The sequence below is a fragment of the Acidovorax sp. genome (genome assembly GCF_034519795.1).
Taxonomy (GTDB): domain Bacteria; phylum Pseudomonadota; class Gammaproteobacteria; order Burkholderiales; family Burkholderiaceae_C; genus Acidovorax.
Genome location: NZ_JAXHOB010000032.1, coordinates 57,410 through 83,601 on the forward strand (window position 1 = coordinate 57,410; position 26,192 = coordinate 83,601).

23 protein-coding genes are annotated in these 26,192 nt (G+C 68.8%); 14 read left to right on the forward strand and 9 right to left on the reverse strand.

Annotated features, from left to right (window positions below; translation table 11 throughout):
- Positions 1 to 29 precede the first annotated feature (29 nt).
- The gene (locus tag U5N23_RS31855) at positions 30 to 1,214 is read left to right on the forward strand and encodes a sensor histidine kinase (RefSeq protein ID WP_322596674.1); all 1,185 of its coding nucleotides are present in this window, start codon (positions 30 to 32) and stop codon (positions 1,212 to 1,214) included.
- The gene (locus U5N23_RS31860; protein WP_305742197.1) at positions 1,211 to 1,960 is read left to right on the forward strand and encodes a LytR/AlgR family response regulator transcription factor; all 750 of its coding nucleotides are present in this window, start codon (positions 1,211 to 1,213) and stop codon (positions 1,958 to 1,960) included. Before U5N23_RS31855 ends, U5N23_RS31860 begins: the two co-directional genes overlap by 4 nt.
- A gap of 7 nt (positions 1,961 to 1,967) precedes the next feature.
- Here the strand turns inward: U5N23_RS31860 and arsC are convergent, their stop codons facing one another.
- The 7 genes from arsC to polA all read right to left on the reverse strand — a co-directional run bounded on the left by arsC (position 1,968) and on the right by polA (position 10,095).
- Entirely contained in the window at positions 1,968 to 2,312 is a 345-nt protein-coding gene (gene arsC / locus U5N23_RS31865) for an arsenate reductase (glutaredoxin) (protein WP_322596675.1), read from the reverse strand.
- A 174-nt stretch (positions 2,313 to 2,486) separates the two neighbouring features.
- The gene (locus U5N23_RS31870) at positions 2,487 to 3,317 is read right to left on the reverse strand and encodes a ZIP family metal transporter (protein WP_322596676.1); all 831 of its coding nucleotides are present in this window, start codon (positions 3,315 to 3,317) and stop codon (positions 2,487 to 2,489) included.
- A 122-nt stretch (positions 3,318 to 3,439) separates the two neighbouring features.
- On the reverse strand, positions 3,440 to 4,336 hold the full coding sequence (locus U5N23_RS31875) for a dienelactone hydrolase family protein (protein WP_322596677.1): 897 nt from the start codon (positions 4,334 to 4,336) through the stop codon (positions 3,440 to 3,442).
- Between the two features lie 124 nt (positions 4,337 to 4,460).
- Positions 4,461 to 5,228 (reverse strand): aspartate/glutamate racemase family protein, encoded by a 768-nt coding sequence (locus U5N23_RS31880; protein WP_322596678.1) that lies wholly within the window; start codon positions 5,226 to 5,228, stop codon positions 4,461 to 4,463.
- A 15-nt stretch (positions 5,229 to 5,243) separates the two neighbouring features.
- On the reverse strand, positions 5,244 to 6,134 hold the full coding sequence (locus U5N23_RS31885; protein WP_322596679.1) for an amino acid ABC transporter substrate-binding protein: 891 nt from the start codon (positions 6,132 to 6,134) through the stop codon (positions 5,244 to 5,246).
- A gap of 167 nt (positions 6,135 to 6,301) precedes the next feature.
- Positions 6,302 to 7,231, reverse strand: a complete 930-nt coding sequence (locus U5N23_RS31890) for a LysR family transcriptional regulator (RefSeq protein ID WP_322596680.1) — start codon at positions 7,229 to 7,231, stop codon at positions 6,302 to 6,304.
- 41 nt (positions 7,232 to 7,272) lie between these two features.
- Positions 7,273 to 10,095: a DNA polymerase I gene (gene polA, locus U5N23_RS31895; RefSeq protein ID WP_322596681.1), complete on the reverse strand. Its 2,823-nt coding sequence runs from the start codon at positions 10,093 to 10,095 to the stop codon at positions 7,273 to 7,275.
- Between the two features lie 66 nt (positions 10,096 to 10,161).
- On the opposite strand from polA, the gene U5N23_RS31900 reads away from it, so the two are divergent.
- The 4 genes from U5N23_RS31900 (at position 10,162) to U5N23_RS31915 (ending at position 13,365) form a co-directional block, all read left to right on the forward strand.
- Positions 10,162 to 10,521 carry a hypothetical protein gene (locus U5N23_RS31900; protein ID WP_322596682.1) on the forward strand — a complete coding sequence of 120 codons (360 nt, stop codon included), beginning with the start codon at positions 10,162 to 10,164 and terminating at the stop codon, positions 10,519 to 10,521.
- A gap of 74 nt (positions 10,522 to 10,595) precedes the next feature.
- Entirely contained in the window at positions 10,596 to 11,549 is a 954-nt protein-coding gene (locus tag U5N23_RS31905; protein ID WP_322596683.1) for a homoserine kinase, read from the forward strand.
- Between the two features lie 177 nt (positions 11,550 to 11,726).
- Positions 11,727 to 12,560, forward strand: coding sequence for a BPSS1780 family membrane protein (locus U5N23_RS31910; protein ID WP_322596684.1), 834 nt, complete (start codon positions 11,727 to 11,729; stop codon positions 12,558 to 12,560).
- Positions 12,523 to 13,365, forward strand: coding sequence for an iron dicitrate transport regulator FecR (locus tag U5N23_RS31915; protein ID WP_322596685.1), 843 nt, complete (start codon positions 12,523 to 12,525; stop codon positions 13,363 to 13,365). Before U5N23_RS31910 ends, U5N23_RS31915 begins: the two co-directional genes overlap by 38 nt.
- 209 nt (positions 13,366 to 13,574) lie before the next feature.
- Here U5N23_RS31915 and U5N23_RS31920 read toward each other — a convergent pair whose 3' ends face one another.
- Positions 13,575 to 15,773 (reverse strand): PhoX family phosphatase, encoded by a 2,199-nt coding sequence (locus tag U5N23_RS31920; protein ID WP_322596686.1) that lies wholly within the window; start codon positions 15,771 to 15,773, stop codon positions 13,575 to 13,577.
- Between the two features lie 367 nt (positions 15,774 to 16,140).
- On the opposite strand from U5N23_RS31920, the gene U5N23_RS31925 reads away from it, so the two are divergent.
- The 4 genes from U5N23_RS31925 to U5N23_RS31940 are packed head-to-tail and all read left to right on the forward strand — an operon-like array spanning position 16,141 to position 21,050.
- Positions 16,141 to 17,343, forward strand: coding sequence for an imelysin family protein (locus tag U5N23_RS31925; RefSeq protein ID WP_322596687.1), 1,203 nt, complete (start codon positions 16,141 to 16,143; stop codon positions 17,341 to 17,343).
- Between the two features lie 26 nt (positions 17,344 to 17,369).
- Complete coding sequence (locus tag U5N23_RS31930; RefSeq protein WP_322596688.1) at positions 17,370 to 18,836, forward strand: di-heme oxidoredictase family protein; 1,467 nt, start codon at positions 17,370 to 17,372, stop codon at positions 18,834 to 18,836.
- Entirely contained in the window at positions 18,833 to 19,930 is a 1,098-nt protein-coding gene (locus U5N23_RS31935) for an imelysin family protein (protein ID WP_322596689.1), read from the forward strand. Before U5N23_RS31930 ends, U5N23_RS31935 begins: the two co-directional genes overlap by 4 nt.
- A gap of 1 nt (position 19,931) precedes the next feature.
- Positions 19,932 to 21,050, forward strand: a complete 1,119-nt coding sequence (locus tag U5N23_RS31940; RefSeq protein ID WP_322596690.1) for a DUF1513 domain-containing protein — start codon at positions 19,932 to 19,934, stop codon at positions 21,048 to 21,050.
- Between the two features lie 22 nt (positions 21,051 to 21,072).
- Here U5N23_RS31940 and U5N23_RS31945 read toward each other — a convergent pair whose 3' ends face one another.
- Positions 21,073 to 21,993, reverse strand: coding sequence for a LysR substrate-binding domain-containing protein (locus U5N23_RS31945; RefSeq protein WP_322596691.1), 921 nt, complete (start codon positions 21,991 to 21,993; stop codon positions 21,073 to 21,075).
- A gap of 153 nt (positions 21,994 to 22,146) precedes the next feature.
- Here U5N23_RS31945 and U5N23_RS31950 point away from each other — a divergent pair, with 153 nt between their 5' ends.
- Genes U5N23_RS31950 through U5N23_RS31965 form a run of 4 tightly spaced genes read left to right on the forward strand, consistent with a single transcriptional unit; the run spans position 22,147 to position 25,999 of the window.
- The gene (locus U5N23_RS31950) at positions 22,147 to 23,298 is read left to right on the forward strand and encodes a CoA transferase (RefSeq protein WP_322596692.1); all 1,152 of its coding nucleotides are present in this window, start codon (positions 22,147 to 22,149) and stop codon (positions 23,296 to 23,298) included.
- Between the two features lie 40 nt (positions 23,299 to 23,338).
- Positions 23,339 to 24,232: a dioxygenase gene (locus U5N23_RS31955; RefSeq protein WP_322596693.1), complete on the forward strand. Its 894-nt coding sequence runs from the start codon at positions 23,339 to 23,341 to the stop codon at positions 24,230 to 24,232.
- A 10-nt stretch (positions 24,233 to 24,242) separates the two neighbouring features.
- Complete coding sequence (locus U5N23_RS31960; protein ID WP_322596694.1) at positions 24,243 to 25,049, forward strand: citryl-CoA lyase; 807 nt, start codon at positions 24,243 to 24,245, stop codon at positions 25,047 to 25,049.
- Positions 25,046 to 25,999: a Bug family tripartite tricarboxylate transporter substrate binding protein gene (locus U5N23_RS31965; RefSeq protein ID WP_322596695.1), complete on the forward strand. Its 954-nt coding sequence runs from the start codon at positions 25,046 to 25,048 to the stop codon at positions 25,997 to 25,999. The genes U5N23_RS31960 and U5N23_RS31965 overlap by 4 nt, the downstream gene beginning before the upstream one ends.
- Positions 26,000 to 26,192 lie beyond the last annotated feature (193 nt).

Consider the following 26,192-nt stretch of genomic DNA (forward strand, 5'->3'; position numbering starts at 1 on the left):
TCTGACACCCGGAACGCCCGGATGCCGCAATGCAAAACACGCAAATTTTATCGACCCAGCCTCCCGAGGCCGAATCCGGCCCACCCAGAGGCCCTTCGCGCAGTGGCCAGCCCGCTGCCGGAAGGGCGCTGGTGTTCGACGCCTGCCAGGTCGGCGTGGTGCTGCGGGCCGTGCTGTTCGTCGAGCTCGTGGTCGGCGTGGGCACCCTGTTCGGCGCCCAGGACCCGGCGCAGTGGCTGGCCAGCATGGCCCTGGTGACGGGCGGCGCACTGCCGGCCACCCTGGCCTGGCTGATCACGGCCTGCAGCTTGAAGACCGTGCTGCAGGGCCTGGGCACGGGCCAGCAGTATGCGGCCGGCGTGGCCCTGGGGGCGCTGGCGGGCCTGTATGCCTGCGCCATGCTCACGCTGGCCGGTGTGGCCGAGCGCTCGCCCTGGGTGGCCAGTGCCGCCACGGGGGCCCTGCTCGCGGCCCTGCTGGTGGCGGCCCTGGTGCTGCGTGCGCGCGGGCGCACCCCGGCGGCCACCACGGCCCGCCTGACCGAGCTGCAGTCGCGCATTCGCCCGCACTTTCTGTTCAACACGCTCAACAGCGCGATCGCGCTGGTGCGCAAGGAGCCCGCCAAGGCCGAATCGCTTCTGGAAGACCTGAGCGACCTGTTTCGCGTGGCGCTCGTCGAGCAGGGCGAATCGACCACGCTGGCCGAGGAGATCACCCTGGCGCGCCGCTACCTGGGCATCGAGGAGGTGCGCTTTGGCAAGCGCCTGCAGGTGCAGTGGAGCCTGGACCCGCGCACCGACAGCGCCCGCCTGCCGCCCCTGCTGCTGCAGCCGCTGGTGGAAAACGCCGTCAAGCACGGCGTGGAACCCAGCCCGCGCGGCGGCAAGCTCAAGGTGATGACCGAGCTGCGCGGCAACCGCGTGGTGGTGCGCATCACCAACACCCTGCCCGCCAGCGACATCCGCTACCACGATGTGCCGCGCGGCCATGGCATCGCCTTGGCCAACGTGCGTGCGCGCCTGGCCCTGCTGCATGATGTGCAGGGCGAGTTCACGGCCGGGGTGCTCGATGGCCTCTACCAGGTGCGCATCTCCCTGCCCGTCCAGAGCGCGCCGGCCCGCGTATCCCGGCGCCCGAGGCGGCACGGCCGGCCCGCGACGCCCCCCTCCTCTACCCCGCCCCCTTCCGCCCCTACCCGCAATGCCGCGCCATGAACATCCTCATCGTTGACGACGAAGCCCTGGCCCGCAGCCGCCTGCGCACCCTGCTGGGCGATTGCGCCGAGACACTGCACACCACCGTGTCCGAAGCCGGCAACGCCGGCGAGGCCATGGCCCTGCTGGGGCCCACCGGGGGTAGCGCCTTCGACCTGGTGCTGCTGGACATCCACATGCCCGGCCAGGACGGCCTGGGCCTGGCGCATGCGCTGCAGGCGCTGGCCCGGCCGCCGGCCGTGGTCTTCGTCACGGCCCATGCCGACCACGCGGTGAATGCCTTCGAGCTCGACGCCGTGGACTACCTCACCAAGCCGGTGCGGCGCGAACGCCTGCAGCAGGCACTGGCCAAGGTGCAACGCACCACCCGCCCCACGCACAGCCCGGTGGCCCCTTCGGCCGCCGATGGCGAGGCGCTGGTGATCCAGGACCGGGGCCGCACCGAACGCCTGCCGCTGGCCGAGGTGCTGTATTTCAAGGCCGAGCAGAAGTACGTGACGGTGCGCACCGCCACGCGCAGCTACATCATGGACGGCGCCCTGAGCGAGCTGGAGGCGCGCTACCCGACGCGCTTCTTGCGCATCCACCGCAATGCGCTGGTGGCCCGGCGCGCCGTGCGCGCGCTCGAAAAGCACTACGACCCCGAGGAGGGCGATGGCTGGGCCGTGCGGCTGCAGGGCATGACGGAGGTGCTCACCGTCTCGCGCCGGCAGGTGGCGGCCGTGCGCGAAGAATTGGCGCGCTGACCTGCGGTTAGAGGATCTCCAGCACCGTCTCTGCAGGCCGGCACAACCGTGTGCCCAGCGGCGTGGCGACGATGGGCCGATTCATGAGGATGGGGTGGGCCACCATGGCGTCGATGAGCTGCGCGTCGGTCACGCCCGGCTCGCCCAGCTTCAATTCGGCAAACACCGCTTCCTTGGCCCGCACGACGTCGATGACCGGCACACCCATGGCCGCGACCAGCGCCTGCAGCGCGGCGCGGTCCAGCGGGGTCTTGAGGTACTCGACGATTTCGGGCTCCACGCCACGCTCCTGCAGCAGGGCCAGGGTGTTGCGCGAGGTGCCGCAACGGGGGTTGTGGTAAATCGTAATCATCGATTCTTGTCTTTCAGTTCCTCGCCAGCCACCGTTCGCAGCCGTTGAAGTGCCACAGCCCAGGCCAGTGCTCCCGCGCAAGGGCCGCCTCGCCGCGCTGGGAGCGCCCCCCTCCCGACTCGCGCAGCGAGGAGAGAGAGGGGGAAGGCGCGAAGCGACTCAGGGGGTGCCTCTCTAATGCGCATGGGCCGCGCCGCTGACGAGGGTGACGATGACCATGCCGGCAATCAGCCAGGCGATCTGCGCCACGGTTTCGCGCGCAGACAGGCGCTTTTGCAGTTGGGGAATCAGGTCGGCCAGGGCGACGTAGATGAAACTGCTCGACGCCACGGCCAGGAAGTAGGGCAGCAGGTCCTGCAGTTGCCCCACGAGGTAGTAGCCGACGATGCCGCCCAGTGCCGTGACGGCGCCCGCCAGCGACACCTTGACCAGCGCCATGCGCCGGTTCGGGCTGGTCTGGCGCAGCACCACCAGGTCGCCCATGTGGTGCGGCACCTCGTGCGCAAGCACCGAGACGGCGGCGATCATGCCCAGCCGGATGTCGGCCATGAAGGCCGATGCGATCAGGATGCCGTCACCAAAACAGTGCACGCTGTCGCCCGTGAGCACGGCCCAGCCGCCGGTGCGGGGGGCGCCGTGGTCGTGGTGGTGGTGCCCATGGCCGTGCTCGTGCTCTGCGTGCCCGTGCGGGGCCGGCTCGGGGGCCGCATGGCTGTGCTCATGGCCATGGTGCCAGAGCTCCGCCTTGTCCAGCAGGAAGAAGAACACCACGCCGATCAGCAGCGTGGCAAACAGATCGTGCGCTCCGGCCTGGCTCTCGAACGCCTCGGGCAAGAGGTGCATGAAGGCCGTGGCCAGCAGCGCGCCGGCCGCCAGGCTCAAGAGGTGCTGGGGACCCACGCTGTCGCTGCGGCCCCCAAGCCCCAGGCGCATCAGCAGCGCGGCCAGCCACACGCTGCCGATGCCGGCAGCCAGGGTGGCCAAAATGATTGCTATCAGAGTCATAGCTTTACGTGCCCGTCCATTGAGCGATAGGGATTGATTCTTGTGTCAATCGGGTGGCACCACGGGCTCAAAAAAAGCCGCCCCTTGAATGCAGGGGCGGCTGATTGTAGGAGAGCGGCCGGTCAGACGACGCCATTTGCCTTGAACCAGGCCAGCGCCCGCTTCCAGCCATCATCGGCCGCTTCCTTGCGGTAGCTGGGGCGGTAGTCGGCGTGGAAGGCATGCGGCGCGTCGGGGTACACCACGAATTCCGAAGCCTTGGCGGCGGCAGTGCCACCGGCCAGGGCTGCTTTCATCTTATCAATCGTGTCAAGGGGGATACCGGTGTCTTTTTCGCCGTACAGGCCGAGCACCGGCGCCTTGAGGATGGGCGCGATGTCCACGGGGTGCTTGGGCGTGAGGTCGCTGGCCTGGCCCACGAGGCGGCCGTACCAGGCCACGCCGGCCTTGACCGGGCCATGCGCTGCGTACAGCCAGGTGATGCGGCCACCCCAGCAAAAGCCGGTGATGCCGATGCGTGCCGCGTCGCCGCCGTTGGCCGTGGCCCAGGCCACGGCGCCGTCGAGGTCGGCCATCACCTGCGCATCGGGCACCTTGGACACCAGCTCGGCCATGAGCTTGGCGGCCTCGGTGTACTTGGAGGCATCGCCCTGGCGCGCATAGAGCTGCGGGGCGATGGCCAGGTAGCCGGCCTTGGCGAAACGGCGGCAGGTGTCGGCGATGTACTCGTGCACGCCAAAGATCTCCTGGATCACCAGCACCACGGGCAGGCCGGTCTTGCCGGCAGGCGCGGCGCGGTAGGCGGGCACCTTGAAGCCGCCCACGGTGAAGCTGACCTCGCCCGCCGTCAGGCCGTCGGCCGGGGTGGCGATGGCCGTCTGCGCCATCAGCGGCGTGGCTGCGGCGGCATAGCCCAGGCCCAGGGCCGTCTGCAGAGCCAGGCGGCGCGTGGCGCCGGCTTCGGTGGTGCGGCCGGGCACCAGGGCCTCGGTATCCAGTCGGTGGTCATCGCTCAGCATCGTCGATCTCCAAAGGTAAATGGGACAAGGCGAGCGCGCAGTCTAGGCGGTTTGGGTGGGCGCTGCCAGTGCGTTCCAAAAGACGGTGCCACCCGTCTGTCATTGCACGACGGCCGCCGGGCATTCACGGCACCTGCACCGCCTCCAGATAGGCCTGCCGCGCCAGCGCCGCCGCCAGCACGGCCGAGGGGTTGACCAGCGCCAGGCCGGGCAGCGCCGGCCCCTCCTCCAGCGCCAGCGGTATCTCGGTGCAGCCCATGACCAGGGTGCCGATGCCATGGCGCTGCTGCAGCGCGAGCGCCACCGCCCCGAAGCGCTGGCGTGCCAGGGCATAGTCGCCGGCCTTGACCCCGTCGTAGATGCCCTGCATGAGCTGTTCGCGTTCGGCCAGGGTCGGCAGGCAGCAGGCGATGCCCACGCGCTCCAGCTCGCCCTGGTACAGCCCGGCGTCATAGGCGCCGCGCGTGGCCAGCAGGCCCACGCTGCGCACCTGGCGCGCAGCGAGGCCGGCCACCACCTCCTGCACGCCATGCAGCACCACCAACTGCGGAAAGCGCTGCTGCAGCAAACCATGCCAGGCATGGGCGGTATTGCAGGCAATGGCGACGGCGCGGGCGCCCAGCGCCGCCAGGCGGCCGGTAGCCTGCAGCATGGGCTCGGCGGGCTGGTGCGCGCCCAGGCGCGTGTCGCCCAGGGCATTCGTGCGGTCGGGAATGGGCACCTGTGCCAGCCAGTGCTCGGGGTAGGCCTGGTCGTGCACGGGAATGCCCAACTGCGCCATGCGCTCGCCGCAGGCCTGCACGAACAGGCGCGCGAAATCCGCGCCCGCAGCCGGCCCCATGCCGCCCAGGATGCCCACCGTCTGCGTGGCGGGGCGATGGCTTGCCAACATGCTCGGTGGCTCCCTTCAGAGGGCCGGCTTGTCGCTCTGGGCCGTGAGGTTGTCGCGCAACTCCTTGCCCATGGGCAGCCTGAGGTTCTGGCCGCGTGGCGCGATGGGCGACATGAACCACTTGGTGTAAAGTTTCTCGAACTCGCCGGACTTCATCATGGCGCCGATGACGCCGTTGACCAGGGCCTGGAACTGCGGGTCGTCCTTGCGCAGCATGCAGGCATAGGGCTCGACCTGCAGCGCCTCGCCCACCACGTCCCACTCGGCCGGGTTGCGCGCGTTGGCCATGAGGCCGTAGAGCAGGATGTCGTCCATGGCGAAGGCCTCGGCCCGGCCGGTGTCCACCAGCAGCAGCGAATCCTCGTGGTCCTTGCCCATCAGCACTTCCATGTCGAGCTTGTTGTCGCGGTCGTACTTGCGCACCACCTGGGCGTTGGTGGTGCCCGAGGTGGTGGAGATCTTGCGCTTGGCCAGGTCGCCAAAGCCCTTGATGCCCGAGCTCTTCTTGGTCAAGAGGCGCGTGCCGGTGTAGAAGTAGTTGGTGGCGAACTGCACGTCCTTGCCGCGCACGCTGTTGTTGGTGGTGGAGCCGCATTCCAGGTCCACCGTGCCGTTCTGCACCAGCGGGATGCGGTTGAGCGAGGTCACGGGCTGCAGCTCGACCTTAATGGCCGGGTTGTTCAGGCGCTTCTTCACGGCGTCGGCCACGGCGTTCGAGATCTCCACGGCAAAGCCCACCGGCTGGCCGGTGCCTGCCAGGTAGCTGAAGGGCACGGACGATTCGCGGTAGGCCAGCGTGATCTTGCCGGTGTCGGCGATCTTCTTGAGCGTGTCGGCACTGGCGATGGAGCCGGCCAGCAGGCTGGTGGACAGCAGGGCGGCACGGGAGACGGCGGACAGTTGCATGGAATTTCCTTCAGGGACAGGTGGGATGGGATGGAGAGAAATGCACAAACGCAGGGCGTGGACGCACTGTAGAAATTCAGCGCCGCTTTGAACAATTCATTTCTCCGGGTAGGCCATGCCGGAAAGTTATGGGGGCGCCGCCCGCCCCCGACGATCGGAACCTGTCCTCAGGGCCTGGGACTGGGCAGGCCCTTGCTGGCCATGGTCTCGGCCACGGCCTGGCGCATGCAGGCGGCCATGGCGCTGGCCAGCAGCGAGGCCGGCCGGTTGACGGTGCGCAGCGACTGGATGGGCACGGGGATGTGCGGCGCCAGGGCCAGCACGTCGACCTGGCTGCGGTCGGCCGAGGCGGCCGTGCAGGCATCGACCAGCGCCACCGCATGGCCGTGCTGTGCCAGGGCCAGCGCCGCATGGTAGGTCTGCACCGTGATGGCCGTGCGCAGCCCCACGCCGGCCTCGCGGCAGGCATGGCCCATCACGGTGCCGATGGGGTCGCGCACATCCAGGCGCACCACGGGGGTTTCCGCCAGGTCGGTGAGGTGCACGCTGCCGGCGTGCACCAGCGCCGGGTCCAGCATGCCCTTGGGCGCCACACAGACCATGTAGCCGTCGGCGATGTGCTCCTGGCTCAGCGAGGGGTGGGCGATGGAGCTGAAGACGAAGCCCACATCCGCCTCCTGCAGCACCAGGGCCGAGACGATCTGCGGCGAGTGCAGGGCGTCGATGGCCACGTCCACGTCCGGATGCAGCGCTCGGAAGCTGCGCAGCGCGCGCGGCAGCACCTCGTAGCTCAGCGCCAGCACGGTCAGGATGTGCAGCGCCCCCTCGCGCCGGTCGCCCTTGAGGCTGGCCGCCAGGCGCTGCACGTCGTCGAGCTGGGCAAACAGGCGCTCGATGTGCGGGTACAGCGTCTGTGCCTCGGTGGTCGGCACCAGCCGGCCCTTGAGCCGGTGGAACAGCGCGAACCCGAGCTGCAGCTCGGCATGCGCCAGGATGCGGCTCACCGCAGGCTGGGTGACGTTGATGAGCCGCGCGGCAGCGCTCACGCTGCCGGTGAGCATCACGGCGTTGAAGACTTCAATGTGGCGAAGGCGCATGCCTCTTTACCTTGCAATGAATGCGCCAGCGCCGCGGCTTTTCAGTGCGCCTTGTCCCAGTTGGGGCCTACGCCGACCTCGGCCAGCAACGGCACCTTGAGTGCCGCCACCTCGGCCATCAGGCGCGGGATGTGGCTGCGCACCCAGTCCACCTCGCCCTCGGGCAGCTCGAACACCAGTTCATCGTGCACCTGCATGATCATCTTGACCTGCGGCTTGTGTGCGTCCAGCTCCTTCTGCACGGCCACCATGGCCAGCTTGATCAGGTCGGCCGCCGTGCCCTGCATCGGGGCGTTGATGGCCGCGCGCTCGGCGCCGCTGCGGCGCGGGCCGTTGGGCGAGTTGATCTCGGGCAGGTACAGGCGCCGGCCGAACACCGTCTCCACATAGCCCATGGACTTGGCGGCGGCCTTGGTCTCGTCCATGTACTGTTTGACGCCGGGGTAGCGCTGGAAATACTTGTCGATGTAGGCGGCTGCGGCCTTGGTCTCTATCCCCAAGTTCTTGGCCAGGCCGAAGCTGCTCATGCCGTAGATGAGCCCGAAGTTGATGACCTTGGCATAGCGGCGCTGCTCGCTGGTGACCTGGTCCACCGCCACGCCGAACACTTCGGCGGCGGTGGCGCGGTGCACGTCCAGCCCGGCATGGAAGGCATGCAGCAGCGAGTGGTCTCCGCTGATGTGGGCCATGATGCGCAGCTCGATCTGCGAGTAGTCGGCGCTGGCGATCACGCTGCCCGCAGGCGCCACGAAGGCCTCGCGCACGCGCCGGCCTTCGGGCGTGCGGATGGGGATGTTCTGCAGGTTCGGGTCGTTGCTCGACAGGCGCCCGGTGACGGCCACGGCCTGCGCATAGTGGGTGTGCACCCGCCCCGTGCGCGGCAGCGCGAGTTGGGCCAGCTTGTCGGTGTAGGTGCCCTTGAGCTTGACCAGGCTGCGGTGCTCCAGCAGCTTGGCCGGCAGCGGGTAGTCTTCGGCAAGCTTTTCGAGCACCTCTTCGTCGGTGCTGCGCGCGCCGGTGGCGGTCTTCTTGACCACGGGCATGCCCAGCTTGTCGAAGAAGATTTCGCCGAGCTGCTTGGGGCTGCTCAGGTTGAAGGGCTGGCCCGCGATCTCGTAGGCCTCGGTTTCGAGCTGCACGATGCGCTGGCCCAGCTCATGGCTCTGGTTGGCCAGCGTGGGTGCATCGATCAGCACGCCGTTGCGCTCGATGCGGTACAGGGCCTCGCTGCTGGCCATCTCCAGGTCGTAGACGAAGCGCAGCTTGTCGTTGGCTTCGAGCAGCGGCCACAGGGCCTTGTGCACGTCCAGGGTCTGGTCGGAGTCCTCGCACGAGTATTCGGCGGCCTTGGCCACGTCGACCTGCGCGAACGGAATCTGGTGCACGCCCTTGCCGCACAGGTCTTCGTAGCTGATGCCGCTGCGCCCCAGGTGGCGGTCGGCCAGGCTGGCCAGGCCATGGGGCTTGTGCACTTCGAGCACGTAGCTTTGCAGCATGGTGTCGTGCGCGTAGCCCTGCACCTCGATGCCGTGGTTGGCGAACACATGGCGGTCGTACTTGATGTGCTGGCCCAGCTTCGGGTGGCGCGGGTCCTGCAGCCAGGGCTTCAGGCGTGCCAGCACCTCGTCGAAGGGCAGTTGCGCCGGAGCGTCGGGCCCCTCGTGGCGCAGCGGGATGTAGGCGGCCGCGCCCGGCTCCACGCTGAAGCTGATGCCCACGATCTCGGCGCGCATCTCGTCGAGCGAGGTGGTCTCGGTGTCCAGCGCCGTCAGCGGCGCCACGTGCAGGGTGGCCAGCCAGCGGTCGAACTGGTCCCAGGTCAGAATGGTCTCGTAGCGCCCATTGCGGGCGGGCTTTTCCACCGCAGCCGGGGCGCCATCTGCCCCACCTTCCGCAGGCTCGGCGAACAGGTCGGCGGTGTCGGTGTCACCGGCCTTCTTGCGGGCAGCGGGCGTGGGCTCGGCAGCAGGCTCGGCGGCAGCCCCCCCGAGGGCCCGCGCCAGGCCCTTGAAGCCGTACTTTTCGTAGAACTCGCGCAGGCCATCGACCTGCTGCTCGCCGATCACGATGGCATCGAGCGCGGGCAGGCCCACGATGTGCTCGACCAGGTCGCAATCGGTGCGGATGGTGACCAGCTTGCGCCCGGTGGGCAGCCAGTCGAGCGTGTTGCGCAGGTTTTCGCCGGCCACGCCCTTGATCTCATGGGCGCGCGCCACCAGCTCGGCCAGCGAGCCGTATTCCATGAGCCACTTGGCGGCCGTCTTGGGGCCCACCTTGGGCACGCCGGGCACGTTGTCCACGGTGTCGCCCACCAGGGTCTGGTAATCCACCATCAGGTGCGGCGGCACGCCGAACTCGGCCGTCACGCCGGCCACATCGCGGCGCTTGCCGTTCATGGTGTCGATGATGGTGATGTGCTCGTCCACCAGTTGCGACAGGTCCTTGTCGCCGCTGGAGACCACGACGTCGATGCCCTGGCTGGCAGCGGTCACGGCCAGGGTGCCGATCACGTCGTCGGCCTCCACGCCGGGAATCGCCAGCACCGTCCAGCCGAGCATGCGCACCACCTCGTGGATCGGGTCGATCTGCGCGCGCAGGTCGTCGGGCATGGGCGCGCGCTGCGCCTTGTACTCGGGGTAGATCTCGTCGCGGAAAGTGGGGCCGCTGGCGTCGAAGATGCAGGCCGCATAGTCGGCATGCACCTCCTTGCGCAGGGCCTGCATCATGTTGATCATGCCGCGGATGGCGCCCGTGGCCGCGCTCGTGGGGTCGCCGGGCACGGCCCGCAGGTCGGGCATGGCATGGTAGGCGCGGTACAGGTAGCTGGAGCCGTCCACCAGCACCAGGGTCTTTTTATTGCTCATGGGGAGCCATTGTGCACGGCCAAAGCCTGCACAGCGCCCCTGTGCGGTGCGCTCTACAATCGGGCCATGCGCGCTGTTCACCTCCCCTTGCTGCTGGCCCTGGCCTGCGGCCCCGTACTGGCCCAGACCCCTGGCCAGAATGCCCCTGCGGGCGCCCCCCGGCAAGGCGAGGCGCTCACCACGCCCGAGTCCCTGTCCGGTCGCACCAACCAGCGCACCGAACGCATCCAGATCGAGGACGCGGGCAGCCGCGTCGACGAGCTGCGCGTGGGCGGCCAGACGCAGAGCATCAACGTGCAGCCCAAGACCGGCAACATGCCCAGCTACGAAGTGCAGTCGCCCGACGGCGCGCGCGGCCGCACCGGCGCCCTCAACGGCGCCGAGACCAATACCGGCCCCCGGGTCTGGAACGTCCTGAAATTCTGATGCCTGGCCGGGGGTGCTGCGCCCCCTGCTCCCGCTTTTTCCTCCGGATTTTTCCGCATTCCCCCTGCTGAGCGATGGCCGTTTTCACTGAAGTCTCCAATGAAGAGGCGCGCGATCTGCTGCGCCTCCTGAACCTCGGCAAGCTGGTGGCGCTGCGCGGCATCGAAGGCGGCATCGAGAACACCAACTATTTCCTGACCAGCGACCAGGGCGAGTTCGTTCTGACGCTGTTCGAGCGCCTGACGGCCGGGCAGTTGCCGTTCTACCTGCACCTGATGAAGCACCTGGCGCACGGCGGCGTGCCCGTGCCCGACCCGCGCGCCGACGGCAACGGCGACATTCTGCACAGCGTGTGCGGCAAGCCGGCCGCCGTGGTGAGCAAGCTGCGCGGCAAGAGCCAGTTGGCCCCCGGCCCGGTGCATTGCGCCGCCGTGGGCAACATGCTGGCGCGCATGCACCTGGCAGGCCGTGGCTACGACCGCCACCAGCCCAACCTGCGCGGCCTGCCCTGGTGGAACGAGACCGTGCCCGTGGTGCTGCCGCACCTCGATGCCGGCCAGACGGCGCTGCTGCGCTCGGAACTGGCCTACCAGAACCATGTGGCGGCCTCCTCGGCCTACGCCGCCCTGCCTACCGGGCCGGTGCATGCCGACCTGTTCCGCGACAACGTGATGTTCGATGGCGAAGAGCTCACGGGCTTCTTCGACTTCTACTTTGCCGGTGTCGATACCTGGCTGTTCGACCTGGCCGTGTGCCTGAACGACTGGTGCATCGACCTGCCCACGGGCGCCCACGACCCCGAGCGCGCCCGGCGCATGCTCGATGCCTACCAGGCCGTGCGCCCGCTCACCGCCGCCGAGCGCGAACTGCTGCCGGCCCTGCTGCGCGCCGGCGCCCTGCGCTTCTGGATCTCGCGGCTGTGGGATTTCTACCTGCCGCGCGAGGCCTCCATGCTGACCCCGCACGACCCGACCCACTTCGAGCGCGTGCTGCGCGGGCGCATTGCGCAGCCCGTGCATGCCGGCTGAGCCTCCCGAAAACGCACCTGAACCGGTATTCCGCGAGGAATGTCACGCCCTGGGGCACTTTCGCATGCCCCCATGCGGCCCCGGCCATGGTGCGCTGGGGTAAATTAGGCACTGTCTCCCCGCCCATTCGCCAGGCCCGACCGCACGGGCCGCTTTCCTGAGCCGCCCTCCGTTCCCATGAAACTCAACATCGTCCCCGCCCGCACCGGCATCGCCTGGGTCAAGCTCGGCATCCGGTCGTTCTGGCGCCAACCCATGGCGCTGGCGGCGTTGTTCTTCATGACCATGGCCGCCATGTCGCTGGCCAGCCTGGTGCCCCTGGTGGGCCCGGCGATCGCGCTGGCCCTGCTGCCTTCGGCCACGCTGGCCATGATGGTGGCGGCCGCCGAAACCACGATGGGGCGCTTTCCCACACCCGCCGTGCTGCTGGTGGCGTTTCGCACCGGCCAGCAGCGCCTGCGCGACATGCTGGTGCTGGGCGCCCTGTACGCCGTGGGCTTTCTCTCCATCATGGGGCTCTCGGCACTGATCGACGGCGGCCAGTTCGCCGGCGTTTACCTGGGCGGCACGCCGCTCAAGCGCGAAGTGGCCGAAAGCGGCAGCTTCCAGGCCGCCATGTGGCTGTCGATGCTGCTGTACCTGCCGCTGTCGCTGACCTTCTGGCATGCGCCCGGCCTGGTGCACTGGCACGGCATTCCTCCCGTGAAGGCCCTGTTCTTCAGCCTGGTGGCCTGCGTGCGCAACTTCGGTGCCTTCTTCGTGTTCGGCCTGGGCTGGATGGGCGTGTTCCTGATGGCCGGCGTGGTCGTGGCCCTGGCCTCGGGCCTGATTGCCCTGGCCGGGCTGGGTGCGGCCGCGAGCGGCATCATGGTCGGCACGGCCATGATGCTGGCTGCGATGTTCTTCACCTCCATCGTGTTCACCTTCCGCGATTGCTTCGAACCGCCTGCCAAACCCTCATCGGAGGAATCCCATGACGAACAGCCAGCACCAGCTCCAGGGCCGCACTGAGGACGAAATCGTCTGGTACCACAGGCGCAGCCTGTTGCAGGCGGCCGCGGCCTGGACGGCCGCTGGCGGGTTCACTGCGGCGCACGCGCAGCAGGGCCGCAACGTGGTGGAGATGCGCGGCGACGTGCGCCGCAACGGCCAGGCCCTGGCGGCGGGCGAAGCCATCGCGCCCGGTGACCGGATCGAGACCGGGCCGGGCTCCACCGTGGTCTTCACCGTCGGCAAGGACGCCTTCATGGTGCGCCAGAACACGCGCATGTCGCTCGAAGGCGACACCCCCACGGCGGTGAAGGTGCTGCGCCTGCTGACGGGCGCCGTGGCCAGCGTCTGGGGCCGCGGCAGCGAGCGCCAGGTGGTCATGCCCACGGCCACGGCCGGCATCCGCGGCACAGGGGTGTATGCCGAGGTCTTCCCCGAACAGGACTTTCGCAGCTACTTCTGCAACTGCTACGGCACGGTGGACATTGCGGCTGGCGGCGAATCCGTCGTCAGCCAGGCGTCCTACCACCAGGCCTTCTGGGCCGAGGTGGCGCCGCGCAACGGGCGCCTGCTGACACCGGCCGGCGCCATCAACCACACGGACGAGGAACTGGAGTTCCTGGCGAAGCTCGTGGACCAGCGCACGGCCTGGCAGATCGCCGGGCACAAGGGCAGCAAGGATGGCAGCGGGCAGATCACCTACCCCGCAGCGCCTGGCGGCAGCGCGCCAGCAACCCCTACCCCTACCCCAGCACCGCCCCCGCCCCCGCCCCCCGGACCCACATCGCGTGCGCGGCCACCGTCGCCGTACGGCTCCGACTACTGAGAGGCAGAAAGCCTTTCATCCGTGACCGCCTTGCACGCCAAAACTCCCAGCCTCTGACGCGCCCTGCCTGCCCGATCCTGCGCCCAGGAACACTCCACGGCCCAGAAGCTCCTGGCGAAAAAAAGCCGCCTGGCGTCCCCCTGCGGAGACAGCCAGGCGGCTGCACGAAAGGGGTTTCGCAACCCCTTCCCGTCTTGCGCTGAAGCGCTTTAGCTGCCGATCACGCCACCGTCGTTCTTGGTGATCACGATGGTGGCCGAGCGGGGACGCTTGCCAGCGCCATAACCGGCATTGGAAGGCCACTGGCTCTGGTACTTGGTCGGATCCGTGACGTTGGCCATCGCGGTCCCTTCGCCGGGGTGCTGGATGTTCACGAAAATGGTCTTGCCGTCCGGCGTTTCGGCCAGGCCCGTGATCTCGCAGCCCTTGGGGCCCACCAGGAAGCGCTTGAGCGTCTCAGGGGTAGGCGTCTTGCCCACATAGGTGGACACATCCACCTTGCTGCCGTCGGCCTTGGTGTAGGCCAGGGTCTTCTTGCCGCCATCGCCCACCTGGCCAGGCACTGCGGCCAGCATCATGCAGTTGGTCACATCGGTGTAGGCGCCGTCATCGGTCTGGATCCAGCAGATGCCGGTGGACTTGCTGAAAGCCAGGCCATCGGGGCTGGAGAAGTCCTGGTCGTCGGTCAGCGACGACAGGTTGACCAGCGCCTTGTCCGCGCCGGCTTCGGCGCCGAACAGGTACACGTCCCACGTGAAGCTGGAGGTGCCGTCCTTCATGCGCACCACATGGCCATGCGAGTTGCCATCCTGTCGCGCCGTGCCCTTCATGTCCGTGTAGGCGCGGGGGTTGGCTGCGTCCAGGCCCATCTGCGAGCTGCCCGAAGGTTCGAGGCGGCGGTTGCTGTTGTTGGTCAGCGTGAAGTAGATTTCACCGTTGACGGGGTTCACGGCGTTCCACTCGGGGCGGTCCATCTTGGTCGCACCCACGGCGTCGGCAGCCAGGCGGGTGTGGACGGCGATTTCGGCGGCGTTGGTGAAGCGGAAGGCGGAATAGTTGGCAATGGCGCTGTTGGCCACCGTCAGTTCAACCCACTGGCCCGTGCCATCGCTGTTGAACTTGGCCACGTACAGCTTGCCGCTGTCCAGGTACTTGTCGCCCACGGCCAGACGGTCAGCCGCATTGGCATCGGCCGCATTCCACAGCGCGGTGGAGACGAACTTGTAGATGTATTCGCCGCGCGAGTCGTCACCCATATAAACCGTCAGCGGCTGGCCTGCCGTCACCTGGCCGAACGCAGCGCTCTCGTGCGCGAAGCGGCCCAGGCCGGTGCGCTTCTTGGCCATGCGGGACTTGTCATAGGCGTCGATCTCGACGATGTAGCCCATGCCGTTCATCTCATTGCGGTAGTCGTCGCTGCCGTTGGCAGAGCTGCCGGTCTTGCTGTTGTTCCAGCGCTGGTACTGGTCGGCCGAGCCACCCGTTTCCCAGCCATGGCGCGATGCAGCGCCTTGTGTGCGGCCGTAGCGTTTGAGCGATGCGACGCTCTTGTCGTTGCCGCGTGCGGCGTCGTCGGCCGCATCGCGCGTGAAATAGCCGAACCAGTTTTCCTCGCCCGTCAGGAAGGTGCCCCAAGGGGTCTTGCCGGTGCCGCAGTTGTTCAGCGTGCCACGGGTCATGGTTCCGGTCGGCGAGTACTTGGTCACCAGGTCGGCGCTGCCACGGGCAGGGCCGGAGATTTCCATCGCGCTCAGCGGCGTCAGGCGGAAATTGAGTGCCGAATTGGTCGAATACGCCCACTTGCCGGCCATGCGTGCCACTTCGATCACGGCGATGCCGTGCAGGGCCACTTCCTTGTCCACTTCGGACGCAGGGCGCGGCAGGGTGGAAGTGCCGCCGTTGGCATGGATGAAGAAGGAGGAGAGCCTTTCATCCGTCGTCGCTTCGTGGTTGATGGCCAGCAGGCCGCGATCGGTGGCATTGTCCGAGCGCTTGCCGTCTGCACTCAGGCCAAACCATTCCATGCCATCGTGGTGGTCACCGCCGCGCTTGTCGAAATCGGTGTCGGTTCCGTCGTTCTTGTAGGCCGAAGCGCCGGCGAGGATAGGGTCGCCCAGTGCATACAGCACGCTGGCCGTGTAGCCTGCGGGGACGCTGACCACGTCGGCCAGGCTCTTGGCGACGGCACCGAAGCCCAGCTTGGCGGGCTCATCATCACTCCCACCACAAGCGGTCATACCCAAGCTGCCCAGCACCGTGGCACCCACGGTGCCCACGCTGCCGCGCAGCATGCCGCGGCGGCTCAGGCGTGCGCTGAGCACCGCCTCAAAGGTGGGGTTGGCGGAAGTATTGGAGTCTTCGTTGTTGAAATCGACGGCCGCCTGGGGCGCGTCTGCACGTTGTGTCATGACAGTCCTTGGTTTGTCTGTGGGGAAACCCGTGCAGCGTACGAAGCACAAATGACACTGATGTGACTGCCTGGAGGCATCTTCATGACCTCTGCAGACACCTTGGCATCGCCCGGGTCAGGCATCTCCCTCCGACCCATCGGTCTTCAAAGTAATGCAAATCAATCCTATTTATATAATCCGCCTGCCAAGCATCTGCAGCAGAGGGTCGAGGAACTCGTCGCCGAACCAGGACCACCGGTCTTGCCCTGCCCTGCTTTCTACCCGGCGCGCCCTGACTCCCACCCGTTGTCTGCGCCGCAGGCGCATCGCCTGCGGCGGCCGGCCGCCCCGTCATCGTCTTCGTTTGTTTCTGGAGAAAAAGCGCATGAAAACCACGCTACTGCACACCACCACCCTGGCTGTGGCCCTGATCGCCGCGAGCCCCCTGGGCGTTCCGGGTGTGGCGCAGGCCCAAGGCACGAGCGCCCAGGCACCGCAGGCCGTGACCGCCGCCGCAGTGGCTGCGCAGTACGCCACGCTGGTGCATGCCAACTACGAAGACACGCTGACCAGCGCCAAAGCCATGCAGGCCGCGATCAAGGCCTTCACGGCCCAGCCGTCGGCCGACACCCTGGCCGAGGCGCGCAAGACCTGGCTGGCAGCACGCGAGTTCTATGGCCAGACGGAGGCATTCCGCTTCTACGGCGGCCCGATCGACGACGACAAGGGCCCCGAGGGCCAGATCAATGCCTGGCCCATGGACGAATCGTATGTGGACAGCGTCGAAGGCAAACCCCAGGCCGGCCTCATCAACAACCGCAAGATCGCCATCACCAAGAAGGCGCTGGCGGCGCAGAACGAGCGCGGCGGCGAGGAGAACATCGCCACCGGCTGGCACGCCATCGAATTCCTGCTGTGGGGCCAGGACCTGTCCGAGACCGGGCCGGGCAACCGCAATTTCGAAGACTTCGTGGACGGCAAGAAGCCCAACGCCGACCGCCGCCGCCAGTACCTCACGGTGGTGACCGAACTGCTGGTCGACGACCTGTCCTTCCTCGTGAAGTCCTGGGCACCCGAGGGCAAGTCCAACTACCGCGCCCGCTTCGCCAAGGGCAACATGGAGTCGGTGCGCAAGATGCTGGTGGGACTGGGCTCGCTCTCGCGCGGCGAGCTGGCTGGCGAACGCCTGGAAGTGGCCGTGAACAGCCAGGACCAGGAAGACGAGCACTCGTGCTTTTCGGACAACACACACCGCGATGCCGTGACCAATGCCAAGGGCATCCAGAATGTGTGGCTGGGCGAGTACCAGCGCGCTGATGGCAGCATGCTCAAGGGTGCCTCGCTGCGCGACCTCGTCGCCGCCCGGAACCCGGCCCTGGCCGACAAGACCAGCCAGCAGATCGCTGCTTCGGTGGCGGCGGCCGAAGGCATCCAGGCGCCGTTCGACCGTGAGATCATCGGCGGCAAGGATGCGCCGGGCCGCCAGCGCATCCAGAAGACCATCGACAGCCTGACCCAACAAAGCAAGGACCTCGTGGAAGCCGCCAACGCCATCGGCATCACCAAGCTCACGCTGGTCCAACCCTGAGGCCGACTGCGCCTTCCTTGCGTTCCATGACCCTTTTGCAAGCCCCCTACCGCCGGCGCGCCCTGCGCCTGGCGGTCGCCAGCATCGGCCTTGCGGCCCTGGGCGGCCTCATGGCCGACACCCCTGCCGACCCGCTCGGCGAGAAGGTCGGCGGCAACACCACGGTGTTTGCCACGGGCCGCAATGCCTTCTCGTTCCCGGCCGCCAACCTCGATGACGCAGAGCGCACGCGCTTCGTGATCGGCAATTCGTTCTTCCGCCGCAACTGGGTCGAGGCACCGGCCTCCACCAAGGCGCGCGACGGCCTGGGCCCGCACTTCATCGCGCGCTCGTGCGGCGGCTGCCACGTGCAGGACGGCCGGGGCGAGCCGCCGGCCCTCTTCAACCGCCTGGGCGACACCAAGGACCCCACGGTGGCGTTGTTGATCCGCCTGTCCATCCCGGGCGCAGACGCCCATGGCGGCCCGAAGCACGACCCGGTGTACGGCGACCAGTTCAACAACGCGGCTGTGCAGGGCGTCAAGCCCGAGGGCCGCGTGACTCTGCGCTACAAGACCATCAAGGGCCGGTTCGCCGACGGCACGCGCTACGAACTGCTCGACCCGACTTATGGCTTTGCCGACCTGGGCTACGGCCCCATGCACCCCGAGATCATGGCGAGCCCGCGCATTGCGCCGCAGATCATCGGCGTGGGCCTGCTCGAAGCCATTGCCGAGGCCGACATCCTGGCCAACGCGGCCGACCAGGCCGCAGCAGGCGGCCCGATCAAGGGCGTGCCCAACCGGGTGTGGGATGCGCCCTCGGGCCGGATGATGCTGGGCCGCTTCGGCTGGAAGGGCAACGTCGCGACCATCGCGCACCAGACCGGCGGCGCCTTCCAGGGCGACATGGGCATCACCTCGAAGCACTTCGCCAACGAGACCTGCACCCCCACGCAAAAGGACTGCCTGGCCGCACCCAGCGGCAAGAGCGCCGCGGCGCAGGGCCAGCCGGGTGTGGAGATCGACGACAAGACCTTCGACGACGTGGTCTTCTACCAGGCCACGCTGGCGCCACCCGCACGCCGCAACCCCAAGGACGCGCAGGTGCTGCGCGGCCAGGCGCTGTTCGCGCAGGCCCAGTGCGCCACCTGCCACCGGCCGAGCTATGTCACCAAGGAAGGTCCTTTCCCGCACCTGACGAGCAAGGCCCTGTCGGGCCAGCGCATCTGGCCCTATACCGACATGCTGCTGCACGACATGGGCGAGCGCCTGGCCGACAACCGGCCCGACTTCGCCGCCAATGGCCGGCAGTGGAAGACCCCGCCGCTGTGGGGCACGGGCCTGATCAAGGACGTGAACGGCCACACCCGGCTGCTGCACGACGGCCGCGCGCGCGGCGTGCTCGAGGCCGTGCTGTGGCACGGTGGCGAAGCCGAGGCCGCCAAGGACCAGGTACTGAAGATGAACAAGGCCGAGCGCGATGCGCTGGTCAAGTTCGTGGAGTCGCTATGAAACACCCCTCCCTTCGCGCGGCCGCCGCCGCCCTGGCCCTGGGCGCGCTGCTGCTGCCAGCCCAGGCCCAGACCGGCTGGAAGCGCAACGCCGTGCCCTTCTACGACACCACGCACGCGCTGCAAAGCCTGTACGGCCACTGGGGCAAGCCGCGCGCGCAGGAGCTGGCCACGGCCGCGCAGGCGCTGGCGCCGGCCGTGCGCGCGCTGTGCGAGGCACCGGCCGGCCAGTCGGCCAGAGCCCTCACCGGCGCCCGCAGCGCCTGGCAGCGCAGCACGATGGCCTGGGAGACGCTGGGCGCCGTGGCCGTGGGCCCGGTGATCGCGCGCCGCACCCAGCGGCAGATGGACTTTGCGCCCACGCGCCCGGCGCTGATCGAACGCGCCATCAAGACCCAGCCCCAGGGTGCCAAGGCCTTCGAGCGCATCGGCACACCTGCCAAGGGCCTGCCGGCGCTGGAATGGCTGCTGTGGACGCAGCCCGTGGCCCCTGGGTCGGCCGCCTGCAGCTACGCCGTGGAGGTGGCGCTGGACATCGAGCGCGAGGCCGTGGCCGTGGCCAGTGCCTTCGACGCCGCCGCCGGCACCGACTGGGCCGCCGAGGGCGAGCAGGAGCGCTCCACCGCGGCCATGGGCGAGTTCATCAACCAGTGGGTCGGCGGTATCGAGCGCCTGCGCTGGGCGCACATGGAAAAGCCGCTGCGCGCCGCCCAGGGCACGCGCACGCCCGAGTACCCGCGCGCCGCCAGCGGCCAGGCCTCTGCCGCCTGGCAGGCCGAGTGGAACGCGCTGCGCACCCTGGCCGTGCTGCCGGAAAGCGCACCCACCCCCACGCCCGGCGAGGCCCTGGTGCCGCTGGAAACCTACCTGCGTGGCCGCGGCCTGAACCCGCTGGCCGACCAGTTGCTGGCCACCACGCAGCGCGTGGACAAGGCACTGCAGGCCATCGACCAGTCCGGTGCCACCGGCAAGGCGGGTGGCGAACGGGTGCTGCAGGCGTCCAGGGAGCTGGCCGCGCTCAAGCGGCTGGCCGAAGCAGAGATTGCCCCAGCGCTGCAAGTGAGCATCGGCTTTTCAGACGCAGACGGAGACTGAAGTGCATGTATCGCTGAGCCGCCGCCAGGCGCTGGTGCTGATGGGCGGTCTGGCCGCCGTGCCCCTGGCTGCGCACGCCACTCCCCGGGGTTCGGAAATGCAACTGCTGGGCGCCTGGCAGCATGCTGATGGCAGCTACCGCATCGGCGTGCTCGCGGCCCAGGCCGGCGGCCCTTCGCCGCTGCGCGTACGCCACGTGCTGGAAGTGCCCACACGCGCCCATGGCCTCAGCCAATTGCCCGATGGCAGCATGGTCGCCAGCGCGCGCCGCCCCGGCGACTGGCTGGTGCGCTGGCACCCGGGCCAGCCCGCCGACAAGGCGCAGTGGCACTGGGTGGATGCCACGCGCTCGTTCAACGGCCATGTGATCGCCAGCGCCGATGGCCGCCATCTCTACACCACCGAGACCGACATCGACACAGGCACCAGCCTCGTGGCAAGGCGCGACGCACGCAGCCTGGAGACCGTGGACGAGTGGACAACGCACGGCATCGATGCGCACGAGCTGATCTGGGCCCCCGCCGCCCAGGGCGCCAAGCCCTCGCTGATCGTGGCCAACGGCGGCGTGCCCACCGCCCCCGAGACCGGTCGCACCAAGCGCGACCTGCACACCATGGATTCGAGCATCGTGCAGCTGCATGGCGACAGCGGCGAGCTGCAGGGCCAGTGGCGCCTGCCCGATGCGCGCCTGAGCCTGCGCCACCTGGCCTGGAATGCCGAGCGCACGGTGCTGGGCATTGCCCTGCAGGCCGAGCATGGCGAGGCGGCCGACAAGGCGGCCGCGCCCATCCTCGCGCTGTTCGACGGCAAGGCCTTGCGCCTGTGCCCCGCCGGGCAGTCGATGGCGGGCTACGGCGGCAGCATCGCCAGCACCGCCGAGGGCTGGGCCGTGAGCTGCCCGCGCAGCCAGGGCGTGGCCACCTTCACGCCCGATGGCCAGTGGCGCGCCCTGGTGGGGCTGGAAGAGGTCTGCGCGCTCGCCGTGGGCAGTGGCCGGCTGTGGGCCGCCGGGGTATCGCACACCCTCGAAGACGCGCGCTCCCCCAGCCCCCTCACGCATGCGCACGCCAAGGAGCTCACGGGCGCGCGCATGGACAACCACTGGGTAAGGTTCGCCTGACACCCCCCAGGGGGTGGGCGTTTCAGGCCGCCCGGCCTGCGCGCTGGGCCACGTCCTTGAGGCTGCGGCGCAGCGCCAGCTTGCGCACGATGGCCGAGAACGCCCGCGTAGGTGCCGACTCGCGCGCCAGCGGCGACCACAGCATGCCCGGCGTGCGCACGGGCGTGGGGCTTTCGAGCCGCACCACCACCAGCCCCGAATGCGCTGACACCACATTGGCCGCGACGATGGACGCCAGTTGCGTCTTGCCCACCAGGTCCATCATGGGCGCAAGCGTGTTGATCTCGGCCACCACCTGCGGCTCGGCGCCGCAGGAGCGAAAGCACTCGTCCAGCATCTGCCGCGTGGCAAAGCTCGCAGGCAGCAGCACCATGGGCATGCGGTGCAGCTCCACCATGCGCACGCGCTTGCGCCGGGCGAGCGCATGTCCTTTGGCCACCACCAGCACCATCTCCTCGTTGTACAGCGGCTCGAACTGCAGCGGCCCCGGCGCAGCCGGCCGGTAGGCGATGCCCAGGTCCAGCGTGCCCTGCTGCAGGCGCGCGGCGATGTGGTCGGCCGACAGTTCTTCGACCACCACCTTCACGCGTGGGTGGCGCTCGTGGAAGGCGGCGATGCACCCCGGGATGAAACCCAGGTTGAAGGTGTGCGTGGAGCCGATATGCAGCTCGCCCGCCACCTCCGAGCCGTTCTGGCGCAGGGCACCCAGGCCCAGGTCGATCTCGTGCAGGGCCTTGGTGCAGTAGTGCAGAAACTCGTCGCCCGCACCGGTCAGCGCCACGCGCTTGCCTGCGCGGTCGAACAGCGCCGCGCCGATCTCCTCTTCGAGCTGCTTGATCTGGTGCGATAGCGTCGATTGCGTGACATGCAGCCGCTCGGCCGCGCGCGTGAAGTTGAGCGAGCCGGCCAGGGCGATGAAGTAGCGCAGGTGCCTCAGTTCCATGGCGGTGCCACCGGTGGTTGATCGATGCGATCGATGGTAACCATGAAAAACAATCATTTCCAGGAATCCGCCGCGCCGCCTACAGTCGCCTCCAACCCACAAGGCCAGCCCTGAAGACCGGGCGGCCCAAGACCCACAACAGGAGACAACGAGGTGCACAAAGTCCTCAGCGGTATCAAGGTGCTGGAACAAGGCACATTCATCACGGGCCCGGCGGCGGGCATGTTCCTGGCCGACCTGGGGGCCGAGGTCATCAAGATCGAGCAGCCCGGCGCAGGCGACCCGTTCCGCGCCTTCCGCGGCGGCCTGTACAGCCCGCACTTCCAGACCTACAACCGCAACAAGCGCAGCATCACGCTCAACCCCAAGCTGCCCGAAGATGCAGCCGTGTTCGACGAGCTGATCAAGGATGCGGACGTCTACATCCAGAACTTTCGCCCCGGCGCGGCCGACCGGCTGGGCGCGGGCGAAGCCCGCCTGCGCGGCCTGAACCCGCGCCTGGTGTACTGCGCGATCAGCGGTTTCGGCCAGACCGGACCGGCCGCAGGGCGCCCCGCCTATGACACCGTGGCCCAGGCCGCCAGCGCCTTCCTCAAGCTGCTGGTGAACCCCGCCAACCCCCGCGTGGTGGGCCCGGCGCTGGCCGATGCGATGACCGGCTTCTATGCCGCCTACGGCGTGCTGGGCGCCATCGTCGAGCGCGGGCGCACGGGCGTGGGCCGCAAGGTCGAGGTGTCCATGCTCGAAGCCATGTGCCACTTCAACCTCGACGCGTTCACGCACTACTTTTCCGAGGACGAGGTCATGGGCCCCTACAGCCGGCCCAGCGTCTCGCAGTCCTACGTGCTCGAATGCGCCGACGGTCTGTGGATCGCGCTGCACATGTCTTCGCCCGAGAAGTTCTGGCAAGGGCTGGCCAACGCCATCGAGCGCCCGCGCCTGTTCGACGACCCGCGCTTTGCATCGCGCGAGGCGCGCATCACCAACCAGGAAGACCTGATCGCGCTGCTCGGCGGCCTGTTCCGCGAACAGACGCGCAGCACCTGGTGCGAGCGCCTCGAAGCAGAGGACGTGCCGCATGCCCCCATGTACGACACCCGCGAGGCCATGGAAGACCCCCAGGCCCGCCACCTGCAGCTGGAAGTGAGCGCCCCCCACCCCGAAGGCGGCCAGTGGCGCACCATCCGCTCGCCCGTGAGCTTCGATGGCGAGCGCGCCCTGGAAGTCACGGCGCCCCCCACGCTGGGGGCCGACAACGCAGCCATCGTCGGGCCGATACGCCAGCGGCTCGGGCAAGCGCTCTGACCCGCAAACCGCCCCCCAAAAAACAAGGAGACAAGACCCCATGACCCCATCGAACGAAAACGAGCTGACCCAGGCCGTGCTGCAGCGCCTGGACGGCGCCAGCGACCCGCGCTTCGCGCAGATCATGGAATCGCTGGTCACGCACCTGCATGCCTTCATCCGCGAGGTGGACCTGAAGCCCGATGAATGGATGCAGGGCATCGAATTCCTCACCGCCGTGGGCAAGGCCTGCACCGGCCAGCGCCAGGAGTTCATCCTGCTGTCGGACACGCTGGGCGCCTCGATGATGGTGGTGATGCTCGACCAGCTGCGTGCCACCGCCCACGCCAAGGGCAGCCAGCGCATGACCGAAGCCACCGAGGCCACGGTGCAGGGCCCCTACTACTGGGAAGGCGCACCCGAACTGCCGCTGGGCGCCAACCTGTCCGAAGGCGTCAAGGGCGAACCTACCTTTTACAGCGGCCGCGTGACCGACACGCACGGCCAGCCCCTGGCGGGCGCGCTGCTCGACATCTGGTCGGGCGATGGCGAAGGCGTGTACGACATGCAGGTGGAAGGCTCGGGCATGGCCGCGCGCGCCCGCATCCGCACCGATGCGCAGGGCCGCTACTGGTTCTGGTCCATCCGCCCGAGCTTCTACCCCGTGCCGGTGGATGGCCCCGTGGGCCGCATGCTGGGTGGCATGGGCCGCCACCCCAACCGGCCCGGCCACATCCATATGATGGTCTCGGCGCCAGGGCATGCCCCGGTCACCACCCACCTCTTCGTGGCAGGCAGCCCGTACATCGAGTCGGACGCGGTGTTCGGCGTGCGCCCCAGCCTGGTCGTCGATTTCGAGCAGCACCCCGCCGGCCAGGCGCCCGACGGCAGCGCACAGGCCGCGCCCTGGTGGTCGGCGCACTACGACTTCCGCCTCGAACCGCAACACGCCTGAAAGCCGCTCCATGAAAATCGGAAAATCCACCGTCCCGCGCACGGCCATCTGCACCTCCAACGAGCACACCATCGCCGTGCGCGGGGAGGACCTGTGCCAGGACCTGATCGGCCACATCTCGTTCGCCGACTACTTCTTTCTGCTGCTCACCGGCCGCCGGCCCGACGCGGCCTGCAGCGCGGTGCTCAACGCCACCCTGGTGGCGATTGCCGAGCACGGCCTGGTGCCCAGCGTGCAGGCCAGCCGCATGACCTTCGCCGCAGCGCCCGATGCATTGCAAGGCGCGGTGGCCGCCGGAATCCTGGGCTGTGGCTCGGTGATCCTGGGCGCATCGGAAACGGCGGGCCGCATGTTCGCCGACGTGGCGGCGCGGGTCGATGCCGGCGCCACGCTCGACGATGCGGCCACGGCCGTGGTCACCGAGTTCAAGGCCGCACGCCGCTCCATCCCGGGCTATGGCCACCCGCTGCACAAGGAGGTGGACCCGCGCGTGGGCCGGCTCATCGCCGTGGCCACCGAAGCGGGTGCCGACCTGCGCTATGTGCAGATCGCTTTGGCGCTGGAGAAGGTGATCCCCGGCATCGTCGGCAAGGAGCTGCGCCTGAACGTGTCGGCCGCGATCCCTGCAGTGCTGATGGGCGTGGGCTTTCCGGTCGCGTCGCTGCGCGGCGTGCCCATCCTGGCGCGCACGGCGGGGCTCATCGCCCACCTGGCCGAAGAGGCCGAGACGCCGAGCGGCTTCGCGCTGTCGTACCAGGCCACGCGCGAGCTGCAGTACGAGGGCAGCCTGCCCGATGGCTTTGGAGAGGCCCCATGAAGCGCCGGCACATCCTTGCCGCCACCACCCTGGCGCTGCTGGCCGCCGGGGCCTGCGCCCAGGGCAATGGCCGCCCCCTCAAGCTGCTCGTGCCCTTTGCCGCCGGCACCTCGACCGACATCGTGGGCCGGGTGCTGGCCGAGGCCCTGGGCCGCCAGCTTGCGCAGACGGTGATCGTGGAGAACAAACCCGGTGCGGGCGGCACCATCGGCAGCGAAATGGTGGCCCGTGCGGGCGCCGACGCCAACACCCTGCTCCTGGGCACTGTGGGCACGCATGCCATCAACCCCACGCTGTACAAGAAGCTGCCCTACCAGCCGCTGCGCGACTTCGTGCCGCTGGGCTTTGCAGGCGCCACGCCCACCTTGCTGGTGGTGCCGGCCAGCGCGCCATGGAAGAACGTGGCCGACCTGCGCCAGGCCAGCGGCAAGTCGGTGAGCTTTGCCTCGGCGGGCAACGGCACCTCGGGCCACCTGGCCGGCGAGACGCTCAACATCCGCCTGGCCAAGGACTTCGTGCACGTGCCCTACCGCGACGGCGCGCAGGCACTGACCGAGCTGATGGGCGGCAACGTGCAGTTCATGTTCTACCACCCGGCCGCCGTGCTGCCGCACATCCGCGCGGGCAAGCTGCGCGCGCTGGGCGCATCGAGCGCAAAGCGCAGCGCGGCCGCGCCCGACGTGCCCACACTGGCCGAGCAGGGGGTGGCGGATTTCGACCTGGTCGCCTGGTTCATGCTGTATGCGCCCGCCTCGATGCCGGCCGCGCAGCGCGACGCCTTGCGCGATGCCACGCAGACCGTGCTGGCCCAGCCCGAGGTGCGCGAGAAGCTCGCCGCGCAGGGCATTGAATCCGCGGCCATGACCGCCGCAGAGATGGCCACGTTCGGCACAGCCGAGATCGCCAAGTGGGGCGAAGCGGTGAAACGCTCCGGCGCCCAGGTGGACTGATAGCGACCCACAGGCCACGCATGCCCCTCCCACAGCCCGCCCACCGGAGTCGGCGGCTCTGGCGCAGCCATGCCCGGCACGAAAGGAGTGATGCCATCGATTGACGGACAGACCCACACGGTGCGGTGCACGCCATGGCGGCGTTGCGCGGCAAACGAGCGAAGCGAACAGACCACACAAGCGGACACGAACC